Raw genomic sequence first — 21,657 nt, 5'->3', positions numbered from 1 at the left:
AATGCGCTCAAGGCATTCAAACGATGAACGAAGGAGCATACATAAAGTATGTGACTGAGTGAAGAATGCAGAATAACGACGAGCACATTGAAAATAACCAGTTTCGGAGCGGTAGTTCAGTTGGTTAGAATACCGGCCTGTCACGCCGGGGGTCGCGGGTTCGAGTCCCGTCCGCTCCGCCACTTCTTAGAGAAACCCAGTCAGCAATGGCTGGGTTTTTTGCTATCTGGCGTTTGTAATTTGTTCGACTGCTCGTTACTTATTGAAACCTCATGACACGCCTCTGAACCCGCTCTAGCAGGTAGAAACTGGTTACAATTTGGTTGGTTAAGCTCTTGCCTTAGGTGTGAGGCTGTGAGAGGGTTAGGACAATTTTTCTGGGATGATTAAAGATAATTCGCCATGAGTTTATTCTACGAGCGGCAAGAAACCGCTGATTCTGTCACTATTACGCTGAAACCGCATTCCTTGTACCTGATGCTGGTGATGCTCGCGGTCTGGTTAGGGAATGATTTCTTGTTAAAGTCAGCCTCCATGGCGCAAATCATCATGCCGATATTTATTGTGTTCATGGTGATACGTTTCTTTTCGTTAGTCAGAATACAGCGCGAAGTGCTGGTTGCAATGAAACAGGGGCGGGTTACCACTCAGGGCAGCAAGTTCTCTTTCACTAATCCGTTTCGTTATGTGATTCAAAAAACACAGAGCTCCGACTCCTAAGTCTTTCATTTCATGAAATAGCCGCAGAACAGTGCGGCTATTCTTTCCTGTCAGGACATAGCTCCTGTTGCCAATGATGGCTTATTCCTGGCCAGTATGCAGGCATAATATCTGTGTTGTTATCGATATAGAGAAATGTATGCCAGCATTCCATTGGAAACCCCTGTTATTTGCTTGTTTGATTGTCAGTATTGGTCAGCTCAGTCTTGGCCTGGTGTTTCCATTGTTACCCTGGATTGGACAGGATCTGACATTGACCTCAGATCAAACACAGCTTCTGGTTGCCATTTATCTGTTAGGTTTTGGTCCCTCACAGCTGGTTTACGGTCCGCTTTCTGACGTGCTGGGTCGTCGGCCAGTATTGCTTGCTGGGGTAATGATAGCTTTGTTCGGTGTTGCACTGGTGATTTTCAAAGCGGAATCGTTTTCCGGATTATTGCTTGGACGCTTTATTCAGGGCTGTGGGGCCGGCAGTGTGTCTGTACTGGCCAGGGCGACAATCCGGGATAGCTACCAAAAGCAAAATCTGGCGAAAGCCATGACTTGGTTAGCCATTGTTGCCGCATTTACTCCTATTATGGCCCCAGTGATTGGCGGTATGGTTAATCATTATCTGGGCTGGCTTTCTGTTTTTGTGCTGCTTATTGCTTACATCGCACTGGTTTGGTTATTGCTTGTATTTAGCTTTCGCGAAACCTTAAAGACAACAGGCATGCCACCTTCAGTTAAGCAACTTGCGGGTAATTACCTGTCTTTGTTTAAAGACCGCCATTTCCTGACATTTGCCGGTATAGGCTGGATCAATTTTGCCATGGTTGTACTGGCAATTTCCATGATGCCCTACATTATGCAAGTTCAGTTAGGGATAAGCTCTGACCAGTATGCGATGTGGGCTATGGTGCCGGCTTGCGGACTGCTTTTTGGTGGTTTGCTGTGTCAGCGCTTACGGCCAAAGTTGGGGACAGCAAGAATGTTGCAGCTGGCACCTTTGATGCAATTGGTCTCGGCCGCTGTGTATGTGTTGGCCCCGTTAGACCCGGTCTGGATGTCAGCGGCCCATTTTCTGCTGGCGATGACAAACGGCATTGCTTTTCCGTGTGCACAGTCGATGCTTTTGGTTCCGTACGGTGAAAAAGCAGGGACTGTGTCTGCGTTATCCGGGGCTTGCCAGATGGTTGCGGCGTCTGTTATCAGCCATTGCCTGTTACAGATGGGGATCAGCCAGCCCTGGCATCTTGGGGCAGTATTGCTGAGCGCCGCATTCCTTGGAATCGTATTGGTGAATCTGGGGGTAAGAAGTGAATCAGGACGGCAGGCATCGCTGGAACTGAGCCAGCCTTGATAAAAGGCTCAGATGAGAAACTTTCTCACGCCAGAGATATTCTTCCATACTTAAGACACCGGATCGCAGTTGGCTGAGGAGGTCGTATGCGTCAGCTGATCTGTTTGGTGGTGATTATTTTGCTATCGGCTTGTGTCAGTCAGTATGAGGCTAACTTGTCTCAGCATGGTGAATGGCAGGAACTGGGGGCTTATCACGGAGAGTATGGTTATCAGGAGTGGGAGAAAAAGCGCCTGGACCGGCTTGGCGTGATGTCTGAATCTGATTATGAAAAATACCGCGCGGGCTATCTGCAGGGGCGATATGAGTACTGCACGGGTAAGAAAACAGTGACCACAGCGCTTAACCCAGGTTACCCAGATGAATGCCGGCAAGATGCCAGCCAGTTCGGGCTGGCGGAAAGAGGCTACTGATACAAATAAGAAAGGCTGCCATTGGCAGCCTTTTGCGATCTTTCACTCAGTGACTGAGGATCAGTTGTTGCTGTGCAACTCGCTGTTCAGCTCAACCGCAGTTTTATTGGTCAGACATTCGATCGCGCCGCTTACTGAGTTACGACGGAACAGCAGATCGGATTTGCCCGCCAGATCGCGTGCTTTGACGGTTTCAACGACATTGCCATCTGCATCCAGCATAGTTACTTTGGTGCCTGCGGTGACATACAAGCCAGACTCAATGGTACAACGATCGCCAAGCGGGAAGCCAAGACCGGCATTGGCACCCAGCAGGCTGTTTTCACCAATCGCAATGACCACTTTACCGCCGCCACTCAGGGTACCCATGATAGAAGCGCCGCCGCCGATATCGGAACCATCGCCGACCACAACACCGGCAGAAATACGGCCTTCAACCATGCTCACACCTGTTGTACCGGCATTGAAGTTGATAAAGCCTTCGTGCATCACTGTGGTACCTTCACCGACGTGAGCGCCGAGGCGAACACGGGAGGTATCGGCAATTCGCACGCCAGCCGGCACTATGTAATCGACCATTTTCGGGAATTTATCAACGCAATCGACAGTCAGCACCTCGCCGTTCAGGCGAGCTTCAATCTGACGCTCTGCCAGTTCAGGCAGATCAATCGGGCCTTTATTGGTCCAGGCAATGTTGTGCAGCAAACCAAAGATACCGTCCAGTACCAGACCATGAGGCTTAACCAGTCGCTGAGAGATCAATTGCAGTTTCAGGAAGCCTTCAGCAACAGAAGCCGGCGCCGTATCAGCAGCCAGAATGACTACCACGAGAGACTGGCTGGATTGTGCTGCTTTTTCAGCAAAACCAGCACTGGCTTGCTCGCCATTCGCTGCGAAAGCACCGGCTAGTTCAGCCGCCTGAGCCGGGGTAATCTCAATGGCTTGGTTACCTTCCTGGTAATCAACAACTTTTGCGATGGCATCAACCAGAGCCTGAGCTGGATTCAGCAGCGGGGTCGGGAAGAAAGCTTCGATGATTTTACCGTCACGGTTTTTGGTCGCGGTACCCAGGGCTAGAGAAAATGTCGCCATGATGAAATGGTCTCCATGTCAAAAGGGATAACGACTGCAATGTATGGCAGTCTGTCTGATATTGAAAAAGTGAGATGTTCCCATCATAAAGAGACTGAGCGGGATATTGAAGGGGAAATCTGCCATTCATGGCAAAATGACTGAGAAATGACGAAAATCCGCACTTAACCACATATAAAATCAGTCTTTGTGAATAAACACGGAAATAAATAAACCTCCCGGCGGAGGTTTATTATTCATCGTCAAGGGGACTGACTCAGGCGGCTTCGCTGTCAGTATCGTCTTGCACAGCTTCGGGTTCTACCGCTTTCTTTTTAGCGGCGGGTTTGGCTTTTTTCGCCCCCAGAGCGACAAGGACTTTTTCACGCTCTTGTGCCAGGAATAGTGCTAATTCTTCCTGTTTGGCTTCGTCTTCAAGCAGTTTGCTTTCACTCAGAACAGCAAACAGCTCGTCAGCCATATCCAACATTTTATCGTAGGCATCAGCTTCAGATTTAGAGGTAAAAGTCATCTTCTCTTCTCCGTTGCGCTCTACTACATATTTGACGATAACAGCCATGGTCACCCTCTCCAGATATTGATTAACTGGTTTTTTATACAGTAGGATAAAGGCATAGTCCAGTGCTGAGTTCTGACAGAAGGTGTTCTTGTGAGCATGAGAGAAAAATTTGAACAAATTTATACCCGTGCCGCTGATCGCAAAGGGGGCAAGGCGGCGTTGGAAAGCTTGTTGTCGGCCCCGCTTAGTGCAGAGGCGTTGACCGCCATTGCCGATGATCGCTGGCTGGCCGCCTTTACGCAGAAAGTGTTCCAGTCTGGTATGAGCTGGAAAGTGGTCAGGCAAAAGTGGGACGGTTTTGAGTCGGTATTCTTTGGCTTTGATATAGAAAAGTTATTGCTGGTGCCGAACGAAATGTGGGAGCGAAAAGCCACAGATCCGGCCATTATCCGTCATCTCGGCAAAGTCATGACGATTCCGGAAAATGCGTACATGATTCACCGAGCCGCGAAAGAGCACGGCTCGTTTGCCGCTATGGTCGCAGCATGGCCATCGGATGACATTATCGGCTTATGGCACTATCTGAAAAGCAAAGGTAAGCGTTTGGGCGGTAATACCGGCCCCTATACATTGCGGGTGATGGGCAAAGATACTTTTATTCTCAGCCAGGATGTTGAAGCTTACCTGCGCAGTACCGGAATTATTGATGGCGGTCGGGACACCCAGCGCTCCCTGTCGGCGGCACAGACGGCGTTTAATGACTGGCAGCAGGAATCCGGCCGGCCTTTATGTCAGATCAGCCAGATCATTGCCTTCAGTGGCGGCGATAACCGGATCTGAGCCCGGTTGCCAATGCTGGCAGAATGCAATAAATGCAGATAACAGCGGGCTGTTGTATTTGTCTTTGTGATACAGCAGCCAGTATTGTCTCTGCTTGCTCAGCGTGATGGGCAGTTCAGCCACGCGTTTTTCCTGTACTGCATGATGGACCGCGCGCCGCGATATACAGGTCAGGCCCAGTCCGGCGGCGACGCTGTTGATAATGGCTTCTGTGGTGTTGAGCTCAAAGGCCAGCTGCCAGTTATCAATTCCCGGGGCGAGATGATGCAGGAAATAATCCCGGGTGCCGGATCCGGCTTCCCTGAGTACCCATTCCGAGTGTTCAAGATCTGACAGAGACAGGTTGTTTCTGGTCAGCAGTGGGTGCTCGGGATGACCGATAATTACCATCTCATCCTTAAGCCAGGGTTGGCTTACCAAGTGTTTTTCCGTGACCCGGCCTTCAACCAGTCCGATATCCAGTTCAAAATCACCTAACTTTTTCACGATTGCCGCGGTATTGCCGATCAGCAGTGACTGGTCAGTATGCGCTGTTTGCGCCCTGAAATCCCGCAGCAGAAAAGGCGTGAGCTGATTACCTACGGTATCGCTGGAACCTACAGCCAAGCTGCCGGACAACGCGCCGGTTTGTGCGAAGAGTTGTTCAATACTCTGGGTACGCTGGAGCAGTTCATCGGCCAGAGGTAACAGGCGCTTGCCTTCGCTGTTTAGGGTCAGCCGGTTGTTGTGGCGATCAAACAGTGGTTGGCTGAGTTGTTTTTCCAGCTCGGCCAGCGCCATGCTGACAGCCGGCTTGGTCAGAAACAGGCGCTCGGCGGCAGCAGTAATGGTTTTTTCCTGTGCTACGGCAACGAAGACTCTTAATTGTTTCAGCGCAATGTTCATAGTCGTTCTTTATCGGTTAAATTAAATTTAACTATTGTTTAAATTTATTCAATTATTCTAAACCATGCGAGAGAAGTACACTGCCTCTATCGACAAAAAGAACAAAAAGAACAAAAAACGAATCGGATGTGATGGAGAGCAAATCATGAATCAAGCCTGGAAAAATCGGTTTACCCTGATGCCTACACCCATGGCCGGGCTGGCTCTGGCCATTGCCAGCCTGGGCTGGTGCTGGGAGAATGCGGCGCCATTTCACGGTATGGCGCAAACGGGCAGTGCCGTCATTGCCGCTGTGATGCTGCTGGGGCTGACGCTGAAGTTTGTTTTACATCCTCAGTTACTGTGGCAGGATTTGAAGCACCCTGTGGTCGGCAGTGTCGTGCCTACTTTTTCGATGGCACTTATGGTGGTTTCTCATGCGCTGGCGACATATCTGCCGCTTGCCGGGTTAGTATTGTGGCTGGCGGCTGTGATCTTGCATCTGGCGTTTTTAGCCTGCTTTGTCTTCCTCCGCTTGAGCCGGTTTGAGCTGCACCATATGGTGCCCAGCTGGTTTGTGCCGCCTGTCGGTATCATAGTGGCCGATGTCACTTTTCCGGGTGGGGCGCTGGCACCCCTGGCGCAGGGCTTGATGGTGTTTGGCCTGAGTGCTTACGCCCTGATGCTGCCCGTGATGTTATACCGGCTGATTTTCTGTCATCAAGTACCGGATGCGGCCAAGCCGACCATTGCGATTTTGGCGGCACCGGCCAGTTTGTCACTGGCGGGTTATCTGACAGTGACGGCGTACCCTTCAGTGTTACTGGTAGCACTGCTGGCGAGTATCGGATTGCTGATGACGCTGGTGATTTATCTGGCCTTCTTCAGACTCTTGCGATTACCCTTCAGTCCGGCTTATGCCGCGTTTACGTTCCCTATGGTGATCGGGGCGACGGCCTTGTACAAAACGGCTCACTGGATGAGCACTCAACCCCTGCTGGCCGACTACGCGCATCAGGTTCAGGTGCTGGCTCTGGCCGAGCTGTTAATCGCTACTGTGGTGGTCAGTTATGTCATAGTGCGCTATCTGGCCCATTATTGTACCGCTGAGGTAGGCTATCGCAGAGCAGTGATGTAATGCATTGAAGCGAAAGGTCGGCGGTCATCACAGGCACTGCTGTTTACACCCTGCGTGCCTTGGTAGACAATCATGGCATTATTCTCTGCCAGCGAGCCTGATGCGTGTTTACTGTCTACCATTCCAACCAGCTGGATCTGCTGAAGTCTTTGCTGGTTGAGCTGATCCGCCGGGATCCGCTTTCAGACCCTTTTATCCCTGAGCAGATTCTGGTGCAGAGTCCGGGCATGTCACAATGGCTCAAACTCGAACTGGCCCAGTCGCAGGGCGTGGCCGCCAATATTACTTTTCCGCTGCCAGCGACCTTCATCTGGGACATGTTCACCAAAGTGCTGCAGGACGTGCCGGCACGCAGTGCCTTCAATAAAGACGCCATGACCTGGTCGCTGATGCAGGTGCTGCCCGGATTGCTGGAGCAGCCGGAATTTGCGCCACTGGCGCGTTACCTTGCAGAGGATGCCCATCAGCAGCGCCGTTTTCAGCTGGCCGGAAAAATTGCCGACATTTTTGATCAGTATCTGGTGTACCGGCCGGAGTGGATACAGGAGTGGGAAGCCGGGCACATTGATCCTGAACTGGCGGGCGATCACCCCTGGCAGCCAGTGTTATGGCAGGCGCTGTATGACCACATTCTGGCGCAGGGGCAATCGCCATACCACCGCGCTAATTTGTATCAGCAGTTTATTGAAACGCTGACGCAGTACGCCCAGTCCGGGACGAAGCTGCCGGATGGATTACCTCAGCGTCTGTTTGTCTTCGGTATCTCAGCGCTGCCGCCACGCTATATGGATGCCCTGGCGGCGTTGGGGCAGCACATTGATGTGCACCTGATGTTTACCAATCCTTGTCGCCACTACTGGGGGGATGTCAGAGATCGCAAGTATCTGGCCCGGCTGGCAGCGCAGCAGCGTCAGCAGGTGATTTGGCAGGATCAACACAGCGAGAAGGCCGGGGCCGTGGGGATACTCAAAGGCTCGCTGGAAGATAACCTGATTGACGAAACGCATCAGGATGCCGCAGTTGGCAACACATTGTTAGCGTCACTGGGTAAGCTGGGACGGGACAATCTGTATCTGCTGTCGGAATTACAGGCCTATGAAGTTGATGCGTTTGTCGATATTCAGTCTGACAGCCTGCTGCACAGCATTCAGTCAGACATCCTGAATCTGGAAGACAGAGTGAATGACCAGCTGCTGGCCGACAGCCGGCACAAACAGCCGGTTGAGGCGCAAGACCGCTCTTTGTCGGTGCACGTCTGCCACTCACCGATGCGGGAAGTGGAAGTTCTCTATGATAATTTGCTGGCGATGCTGGATGCCGATCCCGGCCTGTCGCCACGCGATATCGTGGTCATGGTTGCCGATATCAATGCCTACAGCCCTTATATTCAGGCCGTTTTCGGTAATGCGCCGTCTGAGCGCTACCTGCCATTTTCCATTTCTGACCGCAGTGCCGATCAGGAAAACCCCGTACTGCTGGCCTGTCTGCGCTTGCTGGATTTACCCAATAGCCGTTGTCATGCCTCTGAGCTGACGGAATTGCTGGAAGTACCGGCCATCATGAAGCGGTTTAATCTCGACAGCGATCGTTTCATGCAGGTAAAGGGCTGGATTGAGGAAGCCGGGATCCGCTGGGGACTGGATGCCGACACGGCGAGCGAATTTTCACTGCCGGTGCAGCAGCAAAATACCTGGCTGTTCGGGTTGCAGCGTATGTTGCTTGGCTATGCGATGCCGGCGCAGGCGGGTTTGTATCAGGGGATACTGGCCTATGATGAAGTGCAGGGCATGGATGCCGAACTGGCCGGCCAGCTCAGTGTCTTTGTTGAGCAGCTAATCCATTACCGCCGGGTACTCAATCAGCCGCATTCGGCGGTCGAGTGGTTCAGTGTGCTGAATCAGCTGCTGGATGACTTTTTCAGTGTCGATACTGAAGGCGAACTGGTGCTGCGTCTGATCCGGGAAAAGCTGCAGCAACTGGAGCAACAGCTGGATGATGCCGGTTATCAGCAAGCGCTGACGCCAGCGATCATGCGCGATTACCTCAATGACAAGCTGAGCGGCGAGCGTGTCAGTCAGCGCTTTCTGGCCGGTCAGATAAACTTCTGTACCCTGATGCCGATGCGTTCGATCCCGTTTAAAGTGGTCTGTCTGCTGGGAATGAATGATGGTGTGTATCCCAGAACGATTGCCCCTGAAGGCTTTGATCTGATGGTGGGGCGCCAGCGCGCCGGTGACCGTTCTCGCCGCGACGATGACAGATACCTGTTTCTGGAAGCACTCCTGTCTGCCCAGCAGCAGCTGTACATCAGTTATGTCGGGCGCTCTATTCAGGATAACAGCGAAAAAATGCCTTCCGTCCTGCTCAGTGAGTTACTGGATTATTGCCAGCAGGGTTTTTGTCTGCAGGGAGACAGCGCGCTGCCTCCTGAAGACTCAGCGGAGCGCCTGATCCGCTGGTTGACTCACCACCATCCACTGACGCCGTTCAGCCCGCAGGCGTTTCTGGGAACATTGCCCAGCTATGCCGCCGAATGGCTGCCCGCGGCACGGCGCATCACGGTCGACACTGTGGATTTCCTGTCGCAATCGCTGTCCCCGTTTGCGCTGACGGATCTGGCGGAGTCATCCGCCTCACTGCCTGTGATTGAAATGGCAGAGTTGCAGCGCTTCTGGCGCCTGCCGGTGCAGTACTTTTTTAACCGGCGTCTCAAGGTGTATTTTGACGCCGCTGCTGGGGCCATGGTGGATGAAGAGCCCTTTGCGCTCGATGGCCTGCAGAGTTATCAGCTGCGGGCACATTTGCTGACCACTATGCTCGAAGCGCAAACCCGCCCCGAAGCGATGAGCCGTTTTCAGGCAATGCAGCAGGCGGCCGGCACCTTGCCGATTGCGGCATTTGGTGAGCTGACTCTGGAGCAGGAACAACAGCAGATAGCCCCGCTGGCTGAGCGAATTGCAGGTTTGCTTGCCTCACCACTCGAGGATCCGGAAATTGACCTGCCGATGGCGATCTCTTCCGGGCAGTGCCGGTTACAAGGCTGGATCCGCCATTATACTGCGTCTGGAGTGATTCACTTCAGGCCCGGCAAAGTGCGGACCCAGGATCTTGTTCATGCCTGGCTGGAGCATCTGGCGATGTCGGTACAGGGGATAACTGCCGATAGCCATATACTGGGTATTGACAAGCATGTTCGTCTGCGGCCCGTTGAGGCAGCGTACGCCAGGGAGCAACTGACTATGCTGACAGAAGGGTATCTGGCCGGACAGTCATCCCCTTTGCCTTATTTTCCGCGAACGGCGCAGGCCGGCCTGGAGGCGCTGCGCGACAAAAGCGGGCACTGGCTGACAGATGAAGACAGTCAGGAAAAAGTATTCACCAAAATGGCCGGGGTGTTTAACGACAGTTATCTGTTCAGCGGTGAAGGCAGCAATGCTTACATCGCTCGGGTCTGGCCGAACTGGCAGGACGATCTTGCCATTGAGGCAATGGATTGGGCGCGGCGGGTGTTACAGCCTGTGTTGATGCATCTTGAAGAGATAGCTTAGTGGAAGGTGCGAGGAGAAAGGTGCGAGGTGGCCGCCGGCAAAATCGTTATAAGGTGTAGGGTGTTCACCGGTCGGCCACAAGGTCCAGAGGTAGACCAAATTTCTTGGCAGCGATACTACCGAAAGCCCGACACTGAAAATGTGAAACGTATCCCATAGTGATAGATGAATCAGAATAGAATCCGCTGGTTGAGAGCTAATCAGTCAGAGATCACACAGTGCTTTGAAACCAGCGGCAGCTTTCCATCATTTATGCTGCCTGAAACCTAAATTATTGTCGCTGCGGCTTATGGAGTGAGTGCATGAGCCGCAGCGAGCCTGACAACAGGAACCGGTTGACGATCATGACTTTGACCCCATCAACAGATGTCTCCGCCATCATGCCGCAAACACTGGAACCTATGGTGTTTCCGCTGCACGGTACGCGACTGATAGAAGCATCGGCAGGGACAGGGAAAACCTTTACCATAGCGACCTTGTACCTGCGTTTGCTGCTGGGACACGGTGATGCCAATACCGCGTACCCGCAGCCTCTGACGGTGGATAAGATACTGGTGGTGACTTTTACCGAAGCGGCAACGGCTGAGCTGCGTGACCGGATCCGTCGCCGTATTCATGATGCCAGGATCGCCTTCAGCCGCGGCATAAGTGATGATCCTGTGCTGGCGGCTCTGCTGCGTGATCTGCCGGATCATGCCCGATCGGCGGCCTTGCTGCTGCAGGCGGAAAGGCAGATCGATGAAGCGGCGATCTTCACCATCCATGGTTTCTGCCAGCGTATGCTGACGCAAAATGCCTTCGAATCAGGCAGCCTGTTTTCCAATGAATTCATTACCGAAGAAAGCCAGCTGCGGGCGCAGGTGGCGGCGGATTACTGGCGGCGCTATTTTTACCCTCTGCCCCGCGAACTGGCGAACGAAATCCGTCGTTGCTGGCCAGCACCGGCAGAGCTGCTCAAAGATATCAATGCGTTTTTGTCCGGCGCCCCGGTCACACTGATGGCCCCGCCGCTGTCGGGCGATCTGACGCAGCTGCATCAGCAGAATCTGCAGCGGATTGAGGCGGTAAAGCAGGGCTGGCGCGAGCACGCGGCAGATTTTCTGGCACTGATCAGTGACTCAGGTGTGAATAAACGCAGCTATACCAAAACCAGCCTGCCTAAAGCGCTTGAAGAAGTGGGACTGTGGTCAAGCCAGCCAACGCTGGATTACAGCTTGCCCAAGGCGCTGGAAAAATTTGATCAGGCGGTGCTGGAAGAGAAAACCGCCAAGGGCACCGTGCCGCAGCATCCGGTATTTGCCGCCATTCATGACTTGCTGGCTGCCAAGCCCAGTGTCAGGGAGCCGATTCTGGCCCATGCGATTCAGGCCTGCCGGGAACTGCTGGCAGAGGCCAAGCAGCGCAAGGGCTGGCTGTCGTTTGATGATCTGCTGACTCAGCTGGCGGCGGCTTTACTGACGGACAAAGATAGCGGCGAAGGCGCATTGGCAGCCAGGATCCGCCATTTGTATCCCGTTGCCATGATTGATGAGTTTCAGGACACCGATCCGCTTCAGTATCAGATCTTCAGCACTGTGTATCTGCCTGATGATCAGGCCGGACCGGTTCATACAGCTAGGGACTCGGGATTGTTCATGATCGGCGATCCCAAACAGGCGATCTATGCTTTTCGCGGTGCAGATATCTTTACCTACATCCGGGCAAGGCGCCAGGTCAGCGCGCACTATACGCTGGGCACTAACTGGCGTTCGACCGCCGGCATGGTGGCAGCGGCTAACCGGGTGTTTGCACTGCCGGACAGCCCGTTTATTTATGACAGCGATATCCAGTTTCTGCCCGTTCAGCCCAGCCCGAATGCGCAGAGCAAGCACTGGCAGCTCAACGGTGAGCGTCAGCCGGCACTGTGTTTGTGGCAGATGGACGCCGACGCCCCGGTCAGCAAAGGTGAATATCAGCAGGCGATGGCGGATGCGACGGCAGCACAGATTCAGGCCATTCTGACTCAGGCTCAGGATAACCAGGCGTTATTGGTTAAGGGCAGCGAGCAGCGGCCGGTGTCGGCCGGTGATATTGCTGTGCTGGTGCGTACCGGTTCAGAAGCGGCGCTGGTACGCCAGGCACTGGCTGTTCAGGGGATACCCAGTGTGTACCTGTCTAACCGCGACAGTGTGTTTGCCAGCCAGGAAGCGGCAGATTTGCTTCGCTTGCTGGTGGCTGTACTGCACCCGGAGCAGGAAACCACTTTGCGGGCCGCCCTGGCCACCCGTCTGTTTGCACTCAGTGCCTTTCAGCTCGACAGGCTGAATAACGAAGAAGATGAGTGGGAGCGATGGATTGCGGAGTTTCGTGACTATCGCAGCCTGTGGCTGCGCCGCGGTGTACTCCCTATGATTCGTCATGCTTTAACACGCCGCCAGATCGCCGAACGTCTGCTGGGTGAAAACGGCGGTGAGCGCAGATTGACGGATTTACTGCATTTGGGCGAGCTGCTCCAGCAGGCCAGTCAGACCCTGGACAGTGATCAGGCCTTGATCCGCTGGCTGGCTGAACACATGGCATCGCCGAACGGTAACAGTGATGAACAGCAATTGCGGCTGGAATCCGACAGTAATCTGGTGCAAATCGTCACCATCCACAAATCCAAAGGGCTGGAATACGAGCTGGTCTTTCTGCCGTTTGTCTGCAGTTACCGCAGCACCGAAACAGCGCTGTTCCATGATCCGCTGTCTCAGCAGGCGGTGCTGGATATCAGTGGCCAAGAGCGCAGCCTGGCTCTGGCCGAGCAAGAGCGACTGGCCGAGGATCTGCGTCTGATTTATGTGGCGCTGACCCGGGCTGTTTATGGCTGTTATGTCGGCATGGCGCCGCTGCGCAATGGACGCAGTACCAAAGAACCCACCGGGCTGCACCTGTCTGCAATGGGTTATCTGATTCAGAACGGCAAAGAAGGCGGGTTGGCCGAGCTGTCTGAGGCACTCAATACGCTGGCGCAAAGTGAGGATATCCGTGTGGAGCTCCCGCCCTCGCTGCCTGAGTCGCTCTGGCAACCGGCGTTGAGCGAGCAGCCTGTGCCGCAAGCGGCCCGCTTTTCACATCCCATCGAGCACAACTGGTGGATCACCAGTTATTCCGCTTTGGTGAAGCAGGGCCACTCGGCGCTGGACGCCACCAGCGAATTACCCGGTTTTGATACCGATTCATCGCAAGACAACCTGCTGGATGATCCGGACAGTGAAATGGCCGTTGCCGCGCCTGAGCGCTCTGTGTTTACCTTCCCGAAAGGCGCCAGGCCGGGAACCTTTCTGCACAGCCTGTTCGAAACTATTGAATTCACCGATGCGGTCGACAGTGTAGCCACCACCCAGGTCATCAGTGATTTACTGCGACAGGAAAATTACGACCCCGAGTGGCTGCCGGTACTGCAGCAATTGCTGAACCAGGTACTGAACTGTGCCCTGGATGGTCAGGATTTGCGTCTTGGCGCCCTTCAGCCCCAGCAACGTCTGGTCGAGATGGAATTCATGCTGCCGATTCACCTGCTGTCATCGGCCTTGCTGAACAAAACGCTGGCCCGGCATGATGCCTTGTCGGCAAAAGCAGGGGAGCTGGGTTTCTCTACGGTCAGCGGGATGCTGAAAGGGTTTATCGATCTGGTGTTTGAGTATCAGGGGAAATATTACGTGCTGGACTGGAAATCGAACTGGCTGGGAGACACCCATGAGGCGTACCGTGGTGAGGCATTGAATACGGCGATGAGCGAGCACCGCTACGATCTGCAATACCAGTTATATGCACTGGCGCTACACCGTTTTCTGAAAAGCCGAAAAGCCGATTACGATTATGAGCAGCACTTTGGCGGCGTGTATTACCTGTTTTTGCGCGGCGTACGGGCAGAAGACAACAGTGGTATTTTTCATGCCCGGCCAAGCCATGCGCTGCTGAGCGAACTTGAACAGCTGATCGATGGTCAGATTAGCCAGGGAGAGCCAGCCTGATGAGTCTGTTAAGCCACACTACCTATGATATTGCTGTTATCGGCCAGCTTGAGCGATTGACCCGTCAGGGCGCGCTGCGGCCGCTGGATAGCCAGTTTGCCAAGTTTATCTGTCAGTCGGTCAACGGACAGGATGATGAAGCGTTGCAACAGGTGCTGGCCCTGGCTGCGGCCTGGCTCAGTCAGGAGCTGGGGCGCGGCCATGTTTGCCTGCCGCTGGCGACTGCGACCAGCCCGCCTTTGGGGCTGCCAAGAGAGATGGCTGAATCTTTGCTGGCGGTATTGCCGGCAGCCTGGCGTTTACCAGCCAGCTGGCCAGCTATACTGAGCCAGTCCGCTGCCGTGTCCGATGGTTCTCAGCCCACGCCTTTGGTGCTGATCGACAACCGATTGTATCTGCATCGTTACTGGCAATATGAACAGACTGTCGCGCAGCGGCTGCTGGTCTCTGCCGGGCAGGGGAATGTCCGGGGAGCCCGCCAGGCCGGCATGCTGGACACCTTGTTTTCACGCAATTATCGCTATGTTTATGACGCTCTGGCTGATTTACGACGTAACGGCAATGACAGCGCGGAGCAACGCCGGATGATGGTGTGCGATAAGCTGGATGTGGTGGCAGCGGAAACTCTGAATTGGGCTGAGATAGACAGTGTGCTGTGTCAGGCGCAGCGCTTTTCCGATTTGGTAGCGCTTGATCGGCTGATCCCGGATGACGCTTGCCTGAACTGGCAGAAAGTGGCGGCCGCCACCGCCCTAAGTCGTCAGTTTGCTGTGATCTCCGGCGGGCCGGGAACAGGGAAAACCACCACAGTCGCCAAATTGCTGGCCGCGCTGGTGATGCAGGCGCAACCCGATACAGAAACGCTTGATTCAGCCAAAGTGCCCCATATTGTGCTGGTGGCGCCGACCGGAAAGGCGGCCGCACGCCTGACCGAATCGATCGGCAAGGCGGTTCAGTCTTTGCCTGTGCCACCGGCGATTCAGTCGGCCATTCCGACCCAGGCCAGCACCTTGCACCGTTTGCTCGGCGCCATTCCGGGCCGGGCCTCTTTCCGCCATCACGCCGCGAATCCGCTGCATGCCGATGTGCTGGTGGTGGATGAAGCCTCTATGGTCGATTTGCCTATGATGGCCCGCCTGCTGGAAGCACTGCCTGCTCACTGCAAGCTGATTCTGCTGGGCGACAAAGACCAGCTGGCTTCGGTGGAGGCGGGCGCTGTGTTGGGGGATATCTGCGCATTTTCCGGTCAGGGCTACAGTGCCGGACAAGCCAGACAGCTGAGTGATATGACGGGCTTTGTGTTGCCGGCCGGGCCGTCAGGCGGGCAGAGTCCGGTCGCTGATTGTTTGTGTGTCTTGCAAAAAAGCTACCGTTTTCATGCATTGTCAGGCATAGGGCAACTGGCGAAAGCCATCAACAGTGGCCTGCCCGACAGGCTTGCGACTGTGTGGCAACAGAATTTTACCGATATTCATCAGTACCCGCTCAGTGCCGAGCATTACCAGCGTCTGATCAAACAGATGTCTGTTTTTTATCGTCGCTATCTTGAGGCAATTGCTGAGGGTAAAGAGCCCGGTGAGGTGCTGCAGGCGTTTGCCAGCGTCAGGCTGCTGTGTGCGGTCAGGGAAGGGGATTTTGGCGTGAAGGGTCTCAATACACGTATTGAGCGGCAACTGGCCAAAGAGGGGCTGATCGCCCCCGGCGAGGAAACCTGGTATGTCGGGCGGCCGGTAATGATCACCCGCAATGAACATGGTCTGGGCTTGTATAACGGGGATATTGGTATTGCGATGCCAGACCCTGAGGGGCGGACTGACAGTAAAGGCCGTCTGGCACTCAGGGTGTATTTCGATATGCCGGACGGCAGTATTCGCAGTTTTCTGCCCAGTCGTCTGCCGGATCACGAACTGGTATATGCGATGACAATCCATAAATCGCAAGGCTCGGAATTTGCCGATACCCTGATGATACTGCCGCCGGATTTCAGCCCGATCCTGACACGGGAGTTGGTGTATACCGGCGTTACCCGAGCCAGGGAAAGACTGTACCTGTATGCTCAGCCAGAGGTGTTGCAGCGCAGTATCCAGCGTTGTATTGAGCGGGCCAGTGGCTTGGAAGCCAACTTAAGCTGAGGGCTGCTTATCCGCCAGTCTTTGACTGGCGGTAGCGGCTCACAGTGCCAGCGTCAGGATTTTTGAGCGGCGTTGCAGGTTATAGAGTGCCTGTTTTGCCATAGGCAAATCAGAGACATCGATTTCGACAAAACCGTGTTCCCTGAACCAGTGCAGACTGCGGGTGGTCAGCACAAAGAGTTGTTTCAGCCCCTGAGTGCGTGCCTGGTGGCGAATGCGGTTGAGCAGCAGGGAGCCGCGGTCACCGTCGCGATAGTCAGGGTGAACGGCCACACAGGCCATCTCGCCCATCTGCTCTTCCATAAAGGAATACAGGGCCGCACAGCCGATGATCAGGCCGTCCCGTTCGATCACCGTAAATTGTTTGATTTCCTGCTCCAGCTGTTCGCGGGAGCGACGAACCAGAATGCCATCCTGCTCCAGCGGGCGGATCAGCGCCAGAATACCGCCGATATCATCTATGTTCGCGCCCCGGACTTTTTCAGCACTGGCCATGACGATTTGCGTGCCTATCCCGTCAAAAGAGAAAAGCTCCTGGATCAGTGCGCCATCTTCTTTATAGCTGATCAGGTGGCTGCGCGGCACACCGGCCCGGCAGGCGGTCATTGCGCCACGCAGAAAACGCGCGGTGCCTGAATCGGCTTTGTTTTGTTCTGTCAGTCGCTGCAGTGTGGCTTCGGCTTCCGCCGGGAGCATTTCAGAAACGATTTGATCATTTTCATCCCTCACGCCCTGATGAGAGCAAAAGCCGATCAGTTTGTCGGCTTCGAGCCGGATTGCTACCTGAGTCGCCACTTCTTCCGAGGTCAGATTGAAACACTCTCCGGTGACCGAGCTGGCAATCGGGCCAAGCAGCACAATGCTGTTCTGATCCAACTGGCGTTTAATGCCGTCGACATCGATGCGGCGGATGCGGCCGCTGTGGCAATAATCGATACCGTCATCAATGCCCAAAGGCTGGGCGATGACGAAGTTGCCGCTGACCACATTGATCTGCGAGCCCGCCATAGGGGTATTGTTCAGACCCATAGAGAAGCGGGCTGTGATATCTAAATGGAGCTGACCCGCGGCCTGCTTGGCAATTTCCAGTGAACGTTCATCGGTGACCCGGACGCTTTTATGGTACGGGGTGCTGTACCCGTGCATATCGAGCAGGTGAGAGATCTGCGGACGAGCGCCATAAACCAGCACGATGCGCAGCCCGAGGCAGTTCAGCAGAGCAACATCGTTAACGATATTGCGAAAGTTGTTATCGGCGATGGCTTCACCGCCCAGCATAATCACCAGCGTCTTGCCGCGGTGGGCATTTACATAAGGCGCTGATTGGCGAAAGCCTTTCACCAGCGCAGTGCTTCTGAGCTTCACTCTGTCTTCCGTTACAATAATTAATAGGGATCAAGCATGCCTGCATGTTGCCTGTTTATCCTCTGCGCAGCAAGCATGAAAATCACTCAGGACGCGCGGCGTCGGAAGGAAAATATTGAGTCGAGATCCCATTCTGACATTACGCACTTATTCGATGCGCCGAAGCGACGCCAGATAAGCGTATAGTTGTAGAACGTGCGGATGACTGGCAATGTTAATGGCATTCAATAATTACACCCGGTGGCAGGCAGCCACAGTACTGTTTATCTTGGTGAGTGGCCTTGCATTAAGTGGCTTTATTGCGGTGGGGGCAGCCACAGGAGACTGGTTTACCCCTACGCCAGAGCCAACTATTTACGGCACCTGGATAGAGCAGGACGTGGCGCCCTACGCCGCGGACCAGTTCGAACTCAGAGCTAATGGTGTCTATGTGTCAGGCCGTCTGGTCAGTACCACCTATGAATGGGACGGTAGCCAGTTACGTTACCGCATGGGAGAGGATACTTACCGTTATACCTTTGAAGAAGGTCAGTTCATCCGCCAGCAACCTGCGCATTATGTGTCTTCGTTCGCACGGCAAGAAACCAAACAGGGCTCGTAAATCCCCCAGCGGGTCACCCGCTTTATTCTTCTTCCTTGAGGCGGGAAAAAAGCTGGTGGACCGGAAGTTTATTCAAGGCTACCTTGCGCAGTGTATCCGCAGTCTGGGCTGTGCCGCCAAGGCAACGCTGGATCACAGTGTTGATTTGTTGCGGAGAATTGCCGTCACTGGCCAGATTGCGAATCCACTGATATTCAATAGCGTTTGGATCAAGTAAGGTTTCTTTGCCAATTTTAAACTGATTGTTCATGCCAGTCCTTCCTGAAATGTCATGCTCTGGGGCTTAAGACCCGTAAAGGTGCTCGCATTGCTGTTTGTCGTTTTGTTGCCATGCTGACATTGTCTGTCGGCTGGGCAATGATGTCGTTTGTATGACGTTTTTATTAAACCGTTATATTGTGACACTTATATGACAGCCAATGCGTATTATTAATCTTTCGTGACAATCAAAACAAGACTTTGACATTGGTTATGATAAAACAGCCTAACATTGTGGCTTTATATGTACATGGTATGTTTGAGATGACCTGCCATGCGTTAACCTGTCGATATTACTAAGGCATTTCTGTGTTCCAACAACTTTCCCTGCTAAGAAAACTGACCTTCGTTTCCTGTGTGTTCGGCCTGGCGGCGTGTGCCCGACCGGTTGACCGCGGCCAGCAATACCTTGATGGCGAGTTTGATGATCTGCTGAACCCGGTCACCAATGTGGTATCGGATAAACCTCGCGATTACAGCCGCTTCGAAGCGCAAGCGGAACAAGTGCTCACCCGTTCTCCTTCTATGATGCTGCGTTATCAGAATTTGTATCAGCAGATTAACGACTGGGCGGCGAACAGCGGCGATCCGACATCTTTCTCTCAGTACGGTTTGACGACTGAGCAGATGGGCGGCGGTGACGGTTACGGTAATGTGATGTTCACCGGTTACTTTTCGCCGGTGATCGAATTGCGTCACGAGCAGGACGACAGGTTCAAATACCCGGTTTACGCGCTGCCAGAATGTAACGGCCAGTGCCCGACCCGTGCCGAGATTTACAATGGTGCACTGGCTGGTCAGGGGCTGGAGCTGGGGTATTCCGCCTCCAAGCTGGATGTTTTCATGATGGAGGTGCAGGGCAGCGGTTTTGTTCACTTCGAGGACAATGACGAGCTGCAGTATTTTGCTTATGGCGGTAAGAACGGCCATCCTTATGTCAGTATCGGTAAAGTGCTGATTGAGCGCGGTGAGGTGCCAAGAGAGAAAATGTCTCTGAAAGCGATCGCTGAGTGGGTCAGTGAGCATGATGATGCCACAGTACGTGAGTTGCTGGAGCAGAATCCGTCTTATGTCTTCTTTAGTCCGCGCGACGAGCTGGATGTGTTAGGTACTGCGGGTATTCCGCTGTTACCTATGGCTTCGGTAGCGGCTGACCGGGAATTCTTACCTATGGGCAGTGTGCTGCTGGCTGAAGTGCCACAGCTGGATGCGGACGGCAACTGGAATGGCAAGCATGTATTAACCTTGCTGATGGCGCTGGATACCGGCGGCGCAGTCAAGCGTAACCATTTGGATCTTTACCATGGTATGGGCGCTCAGGCCGGAATCGATGCCGGTCATTACAAGCATTTTGGCCGGGTATGGAAACTGGGACTGACACCAGATACCGACGCTGAGCTGACGGAACAGAGAATCGAAGCCAGTCAGGAAGCCGTGATATCACCGGTGGATACCACGCTGACCTTCCATGAGGAAGCTGTTGTGGCCCAGCCGGCTCAACAGGCGCAGGGACTGGACAACTGACAGCAGAGCGCGTATAAAAACGCGCTCATTCTCAACACACTCTGACAGGCCGTTATGCAGCATCCCGACACTCCAGCATCAGACAATTATAACCAGCGTTTTGGCGGCACCCGCCGTTTGTATGGTCATCAGGAGGTTGAGATCCTGAGGGCTGCTCATGTCTGTGTGATTGGTATCGGCGGTGTCGGTTCCTGGGCTGCCGAAGCCCTGGCCCGATCCGGTATCGGTCAGCTAACGCTGATCGACATGGATGATGTCTGTGTGACTAATATCAACCGTCAGATCCATGCCATGTCGGGGACGGTAGGCCGCAGTAAAATTGAGGTGATGGCAGAGCGGATCGCGTTAATCAATCCGGACTGTAAAGTGAACCTGATTGACGATTTTATTTCCCCGGAAAACATCCCCGAGTACATAGGTAGTCAGTTTGATTATGTGCTGGATGCGATTGACAGTGTGAAGCCTAAAGCGGCGTTGCTGGCGTTCTGCAAGCGAAATAAAATCAAGGTGATCACCACAGGTGGTGCGGGCGGCCAGATTGATCCGACCCAGATTCAGATCGCTGATCTGGCCAAAACCATTCAGGATCCGCTGGCGGCGAAAATCCGCAATATGCTGCGCCGCTTTTACAACTTCAGCAAAAATCCGGCGCGCAAATTTGGTATTGACTGTGTGTTCTCAACCGAGCAGCTCAAGTACCCTCAGGCTGACGGCAGTGTCTGTGAGGCCAAAGCGACGGCGGAAGGCCCGAAACGTATGGATTGTGCAACCGGGTTTGGCGCGGCAACTATGGTCACCGCGACCTTCGGTTTTGTGGCAGTATCCCGCATTTTGCAAAAACTGATTGAAAAACACCGTTAACAGCCACTGCTGCGTGAGCCGTGTTTTAGCGGCTCACATTAGTGATAATGGCGTCGACAATAGCTTTCAGCCCGTTACTGCGCGATGGGCTCAGGTGTGCCAGTAATCCCAGCTGTTCGAAATACCCGTCGATGTCAAACACCAGAATCTGCTCCGCAGTTTTCCCCTCGTAGGCGGCCAGCACCAGGCAAATCAGCCCTTTGACAATTCTGGCGTCGGAATCGGCGGCGAAATGGTAATGACCGTTGTCACAGCGCTGAACCAGCCACACCTGGCTTTCACAACCACTGATTTTCACTTCCTCGTTTTTCAGCGTCTCCGGCAGGGCGGGCAATTGCTTGCCAAACTGAATCACATGGCGGTATTTGTCTTCCCAGCCTTTGGTCTGAGCCATTTTCTCCAGAATATCTTCAGCAGAAATCGTGGTGCCAAACGGGTGCGAAGGGAATGGAACTGAGGTCATGC

17 protein-coding genes and 1 tRNA gene are annotated in these 21,657 nt (G+C 53.9%); 12 read left to right on the top strand and 6 right to left on the bottom strand.

Going from position 1 to position 21,657, the window contains the following annotated elements:
• Window positions 1-105 precede the first annotated feature (105 nt).
• From L6J37_RS18605 to L6J37_RS18590, 4 genes are all read left to right on the top strand, one after another.
• Window positions 106-182: transfer RNA gene (locus tag L6J37_RS18605), tRNA-Asp, on the top strand.
• A gap of 220 nt (window positions 183-402) precedes the next feature.
• Window positions 403-720, top strand: a complete 318-nt coding sequence (locus tag L6J37_RS18600; protein WP_237796185.1) for a hypothetical protein — start codon at window positions 403-405, stop codon at window positions 718-720.
• Window positions 721-859: 139 nt separating this feature from the next.
• Window positions 860-2,062: a multidrug effflux MFS transporter gene (locus L6J37_RS18595; protein WP_237796184.1), complete on the top strand. Its 1,203-nt coding sequence runs from the start codon at window positions 860-862 to the stop codon at window positions 2,060-2,062.
• An 86-nt stretch (window positions 2,063-2,148) separates the two neighbouring features.
• Window positions 2,149-2,475: a DUF2799 domain-containing protein gene (locus L6J37_RS18590; protein WP_192017542.1), complete on the top strand. Its 327-nt coding sequence runs from the start codon at window positions 2,149-2,151 to the stop codon at window positions 2,473-2,475.
• Window positions 2,476-2,535: 60 nt separating this feature from the next.
• On the opposite strand, the gene dapD is transcribed toward L6J37_RS18590, so the two are convergent.
• Together dapD and L6J37_RS18580 are read right to left on the bottom strand one after the other, a co-directional pair.
• The gene (gene dapD / locus L6J37_RS18585; RefSeq protein WP_237796183.1) at window positions 2,536-3,567 is read right to left on the bottom strand and encodes a 2,3,4,5-tetrahydropyridine-2,6-dicarboxylate N-succinyltransferase; all 1,032 of its coding nucleotides are present in this window, start codon (window positions 3,565-3,567) and stop codon (window positions 2,536-2,538) included.
• A gap of 256 nt (window positions 3,568-3,823) precedes the next feature.
• Window positions 3,824-4,126 carry a YebG family protein gene (locus L6J37_RS18580; RefSeq protein WP_237796182.1) on the bottom strand — a complete coding sequence of 101 codons (303 nt, stop codon included), beginning with the start codon at window positions 4,124-4,126 and terminating at the stop codon, window positions 3,824-3,826.
• A 96-nt stretch (window positions 4,127-4,222) separates the two neighbouring features.
• On the opposite strand from L6J37_RS18580, the gene L6J37_RS18575 reads away from it, so the two are divergent.
• The gene (locus tag L6J37_RS18575) at window positions 4,223-4,906 is read left to right on the top strand and encodes a DNA-3-methyladenine glycosylase I (protein ID WP_237796181.1); all 684 of its coding nucleotides are present in this window, start codon (window positions 4,223-4,225) and stop codon (window positions 4,904-4,906) included.
• Here the strand turns inward: L6J37_RS18575 and L6J37_RS18570 are convergent.
• A complete protein-coding gene (locus L6J37_RS18570) occupies window positions 4,853-5,791 on the bottom strand; it encodes a LysR substrate-binding domain-containing protein (RefSeq protein ID WP_237796180.1) in 939 nt (312 codons plus the stop codon). The genes L6J37_RS18575 and L6J37_RS18570 overlap by 54 nt on opposite strands.
• 145 nt (window positions 5,792-5,936) lie before the next feature.
• On the opposite strand from L6J37_RS18570, the gene L6J37_RS18565 reads away from it, so the two are divergent.
• The 4 genes from L6J37_RS18565 (at window position 5,937) to recD (ending at window position 16,583) form a co-directional block, all read left to right on the top strand.
• Window positions 5,937-6,908: a TDT family transporter gene (locus tag L6J37_RS18565; protein ID WP_237796178.1), complete on the top strand. Its 972-nt coding sequence runs from the start codon at window positions 5,937-5,939 to the stop codon at window positions 6,906-6,908.
• Between the two features lie 104 nt (window positions 6,909-7,012).
• Complete coding sequence (gene recC, locus L6J37_RS18560; RefSeq protein WP_237796176.1) at window positions 7,013-10,456, top strand: exodeoxyribonuclease V subunit gamma; 3,444 nt, start codon at window positions 7,013-7,015, stop codon at window positions 10,454-10,456.
• A 350-nt stretch (window positions 10,457-10,806) separates the two neighbouring features.
• A complete protein-coding gene (recB, locus tag L6J37_RS18555; protein ID WP_237796186.1) occupies window positions 10,807-14,451 on the top strand; it encodes an exodeoxyribonuclease V subunit beta in 3,645 nt (1,214 codons plus the stop codon).
• Complete coding sequence (recD, locus tag L6J37_RS18550) at window positions 14,451-16,583, top strand: exodeoxyribonuclease V subunit alpha (RefSeq protein WP_237796175.1); 2,133 nt, start codon at window positions 14,451-14,453, stop codon at window positions 16,581-16,583. The genes recB and recD overlap by 1 nt, the downstream gene beginning before the upstream one ends.
• A gap of 39 nt (window positions 16,584-16,622) precedes the next feature.
• Here the strand turns inward: recD and argA are convergent, their stop codons facing one another.
• Window positions 16,623-17,948, bottom strand: coding sequence for an amino-acid N-acetyltransferase (argA, locus tag L6J37_RS18545; protein WP_237796174.1), 1,326 nt, complete (start codon window positions 17,946-17,948; stop codon window positions 16,623-16,625).
• Window positions 17,949-18,165: 217 nt separating this feature from the next.
• Between argA and L6J37_RS18540 the strand changes: the two genes are divergently transcribed.
• The gene (locus L6J37_RS18540; protein ID WP_237796173.1) at window positions 18,166-18,549 is read left to right on the top strand and encodes a DUF2850 domain-containing protein; all 384 of its coding nucleotides are present in this window, start codon (window positions 18,166-18,168) and stop codon (window positions 18,547-18,549) included.
• Window positions 18,550-18,571: 22 nt separating this feature from the next.
• On the opposite strand, the gene L6J37_RS18535 is transcribed toward L6J37_RS18540, so the two are convergent.
• Window positions 18,572-18,799 carry a hypothetical protein gene (locus L6J37_RS18535; RefSeq protein WP_192017552.1) on the bottom strand — a complete coding sequence of 76 codons (228 nt, stop codon included), beginning with the start codon at window positions 18,797-18,799 and terminating at the stop codon, window positions 18,572-18,574.
• 335 nt (window positions 18,800-19,134) lie between these two features.
• On the opposite strand from L6J37_RS18535, the gene mltA reads away from it, so the two are divergent.
• Both mltA and tcdA read left to right on the top strand, forming a co-directional pair.
• Window positions 19,135-20,331: a murein transglycosylase A gene (mltA, locus tag L6J37_RS18530; RefSeq protein ID WP_192017606.1), complete on the top strand. Its 1,197-nt coding sequence runs from the start codon at window positions 19,135-19,137 to the stop codon at window positions 20,329-20,331.
• A gap of 54 nt (window positions 20,332-20,385) precedes the next feature.
• Complete coding sequence (gene tcdA / locus L6J37_RS18525; protein ID WP_192017553.1) at window positions 20,386-21,192, top strand: tRNA cyclic N6-threonylcarbamoyladenosine(37) synthase TcdA; 807 nt, start codon at window positions 20,386-20,388, stop codon at window positions 21,190-21,192.
• A 25-nt stretch (window positions 21,193-21,217) separates the two neighbouring features.
• On the opposite strand, the gene csdE is transcribed toward tcdA, so the two are convergent.
• Window positions 21,218-21,655, bottom strand: coding sequence for a cysteine desulfurase sulfur acceptor subunit CsdE (gene csdE / locus L6J37_RS18520; RefSeq protein WP_192017554.1), 438 nt, complete (start codon window positions 21,653-21,655; stop codon window positions 21,218-21,220).
• Between the last annotated feature and the right edge of the window lie 2 nt (window positions 21,656-21,657).

The sequence above is a fragment of the Photobacterium sp. WH77 genome (genome assembly GCF_022014395.1).
In the GTDB taxonomy this organism is placed as follows: Bacteria; Pseudomonadota; Gammaproteobacteria; order Enterobacterales; family Vibrionaceae; genus Photobacterium; species Photobacterium arenosum.
This window is presented reverse-complemented; position numbering and strand designations above follow the sequence as displayed.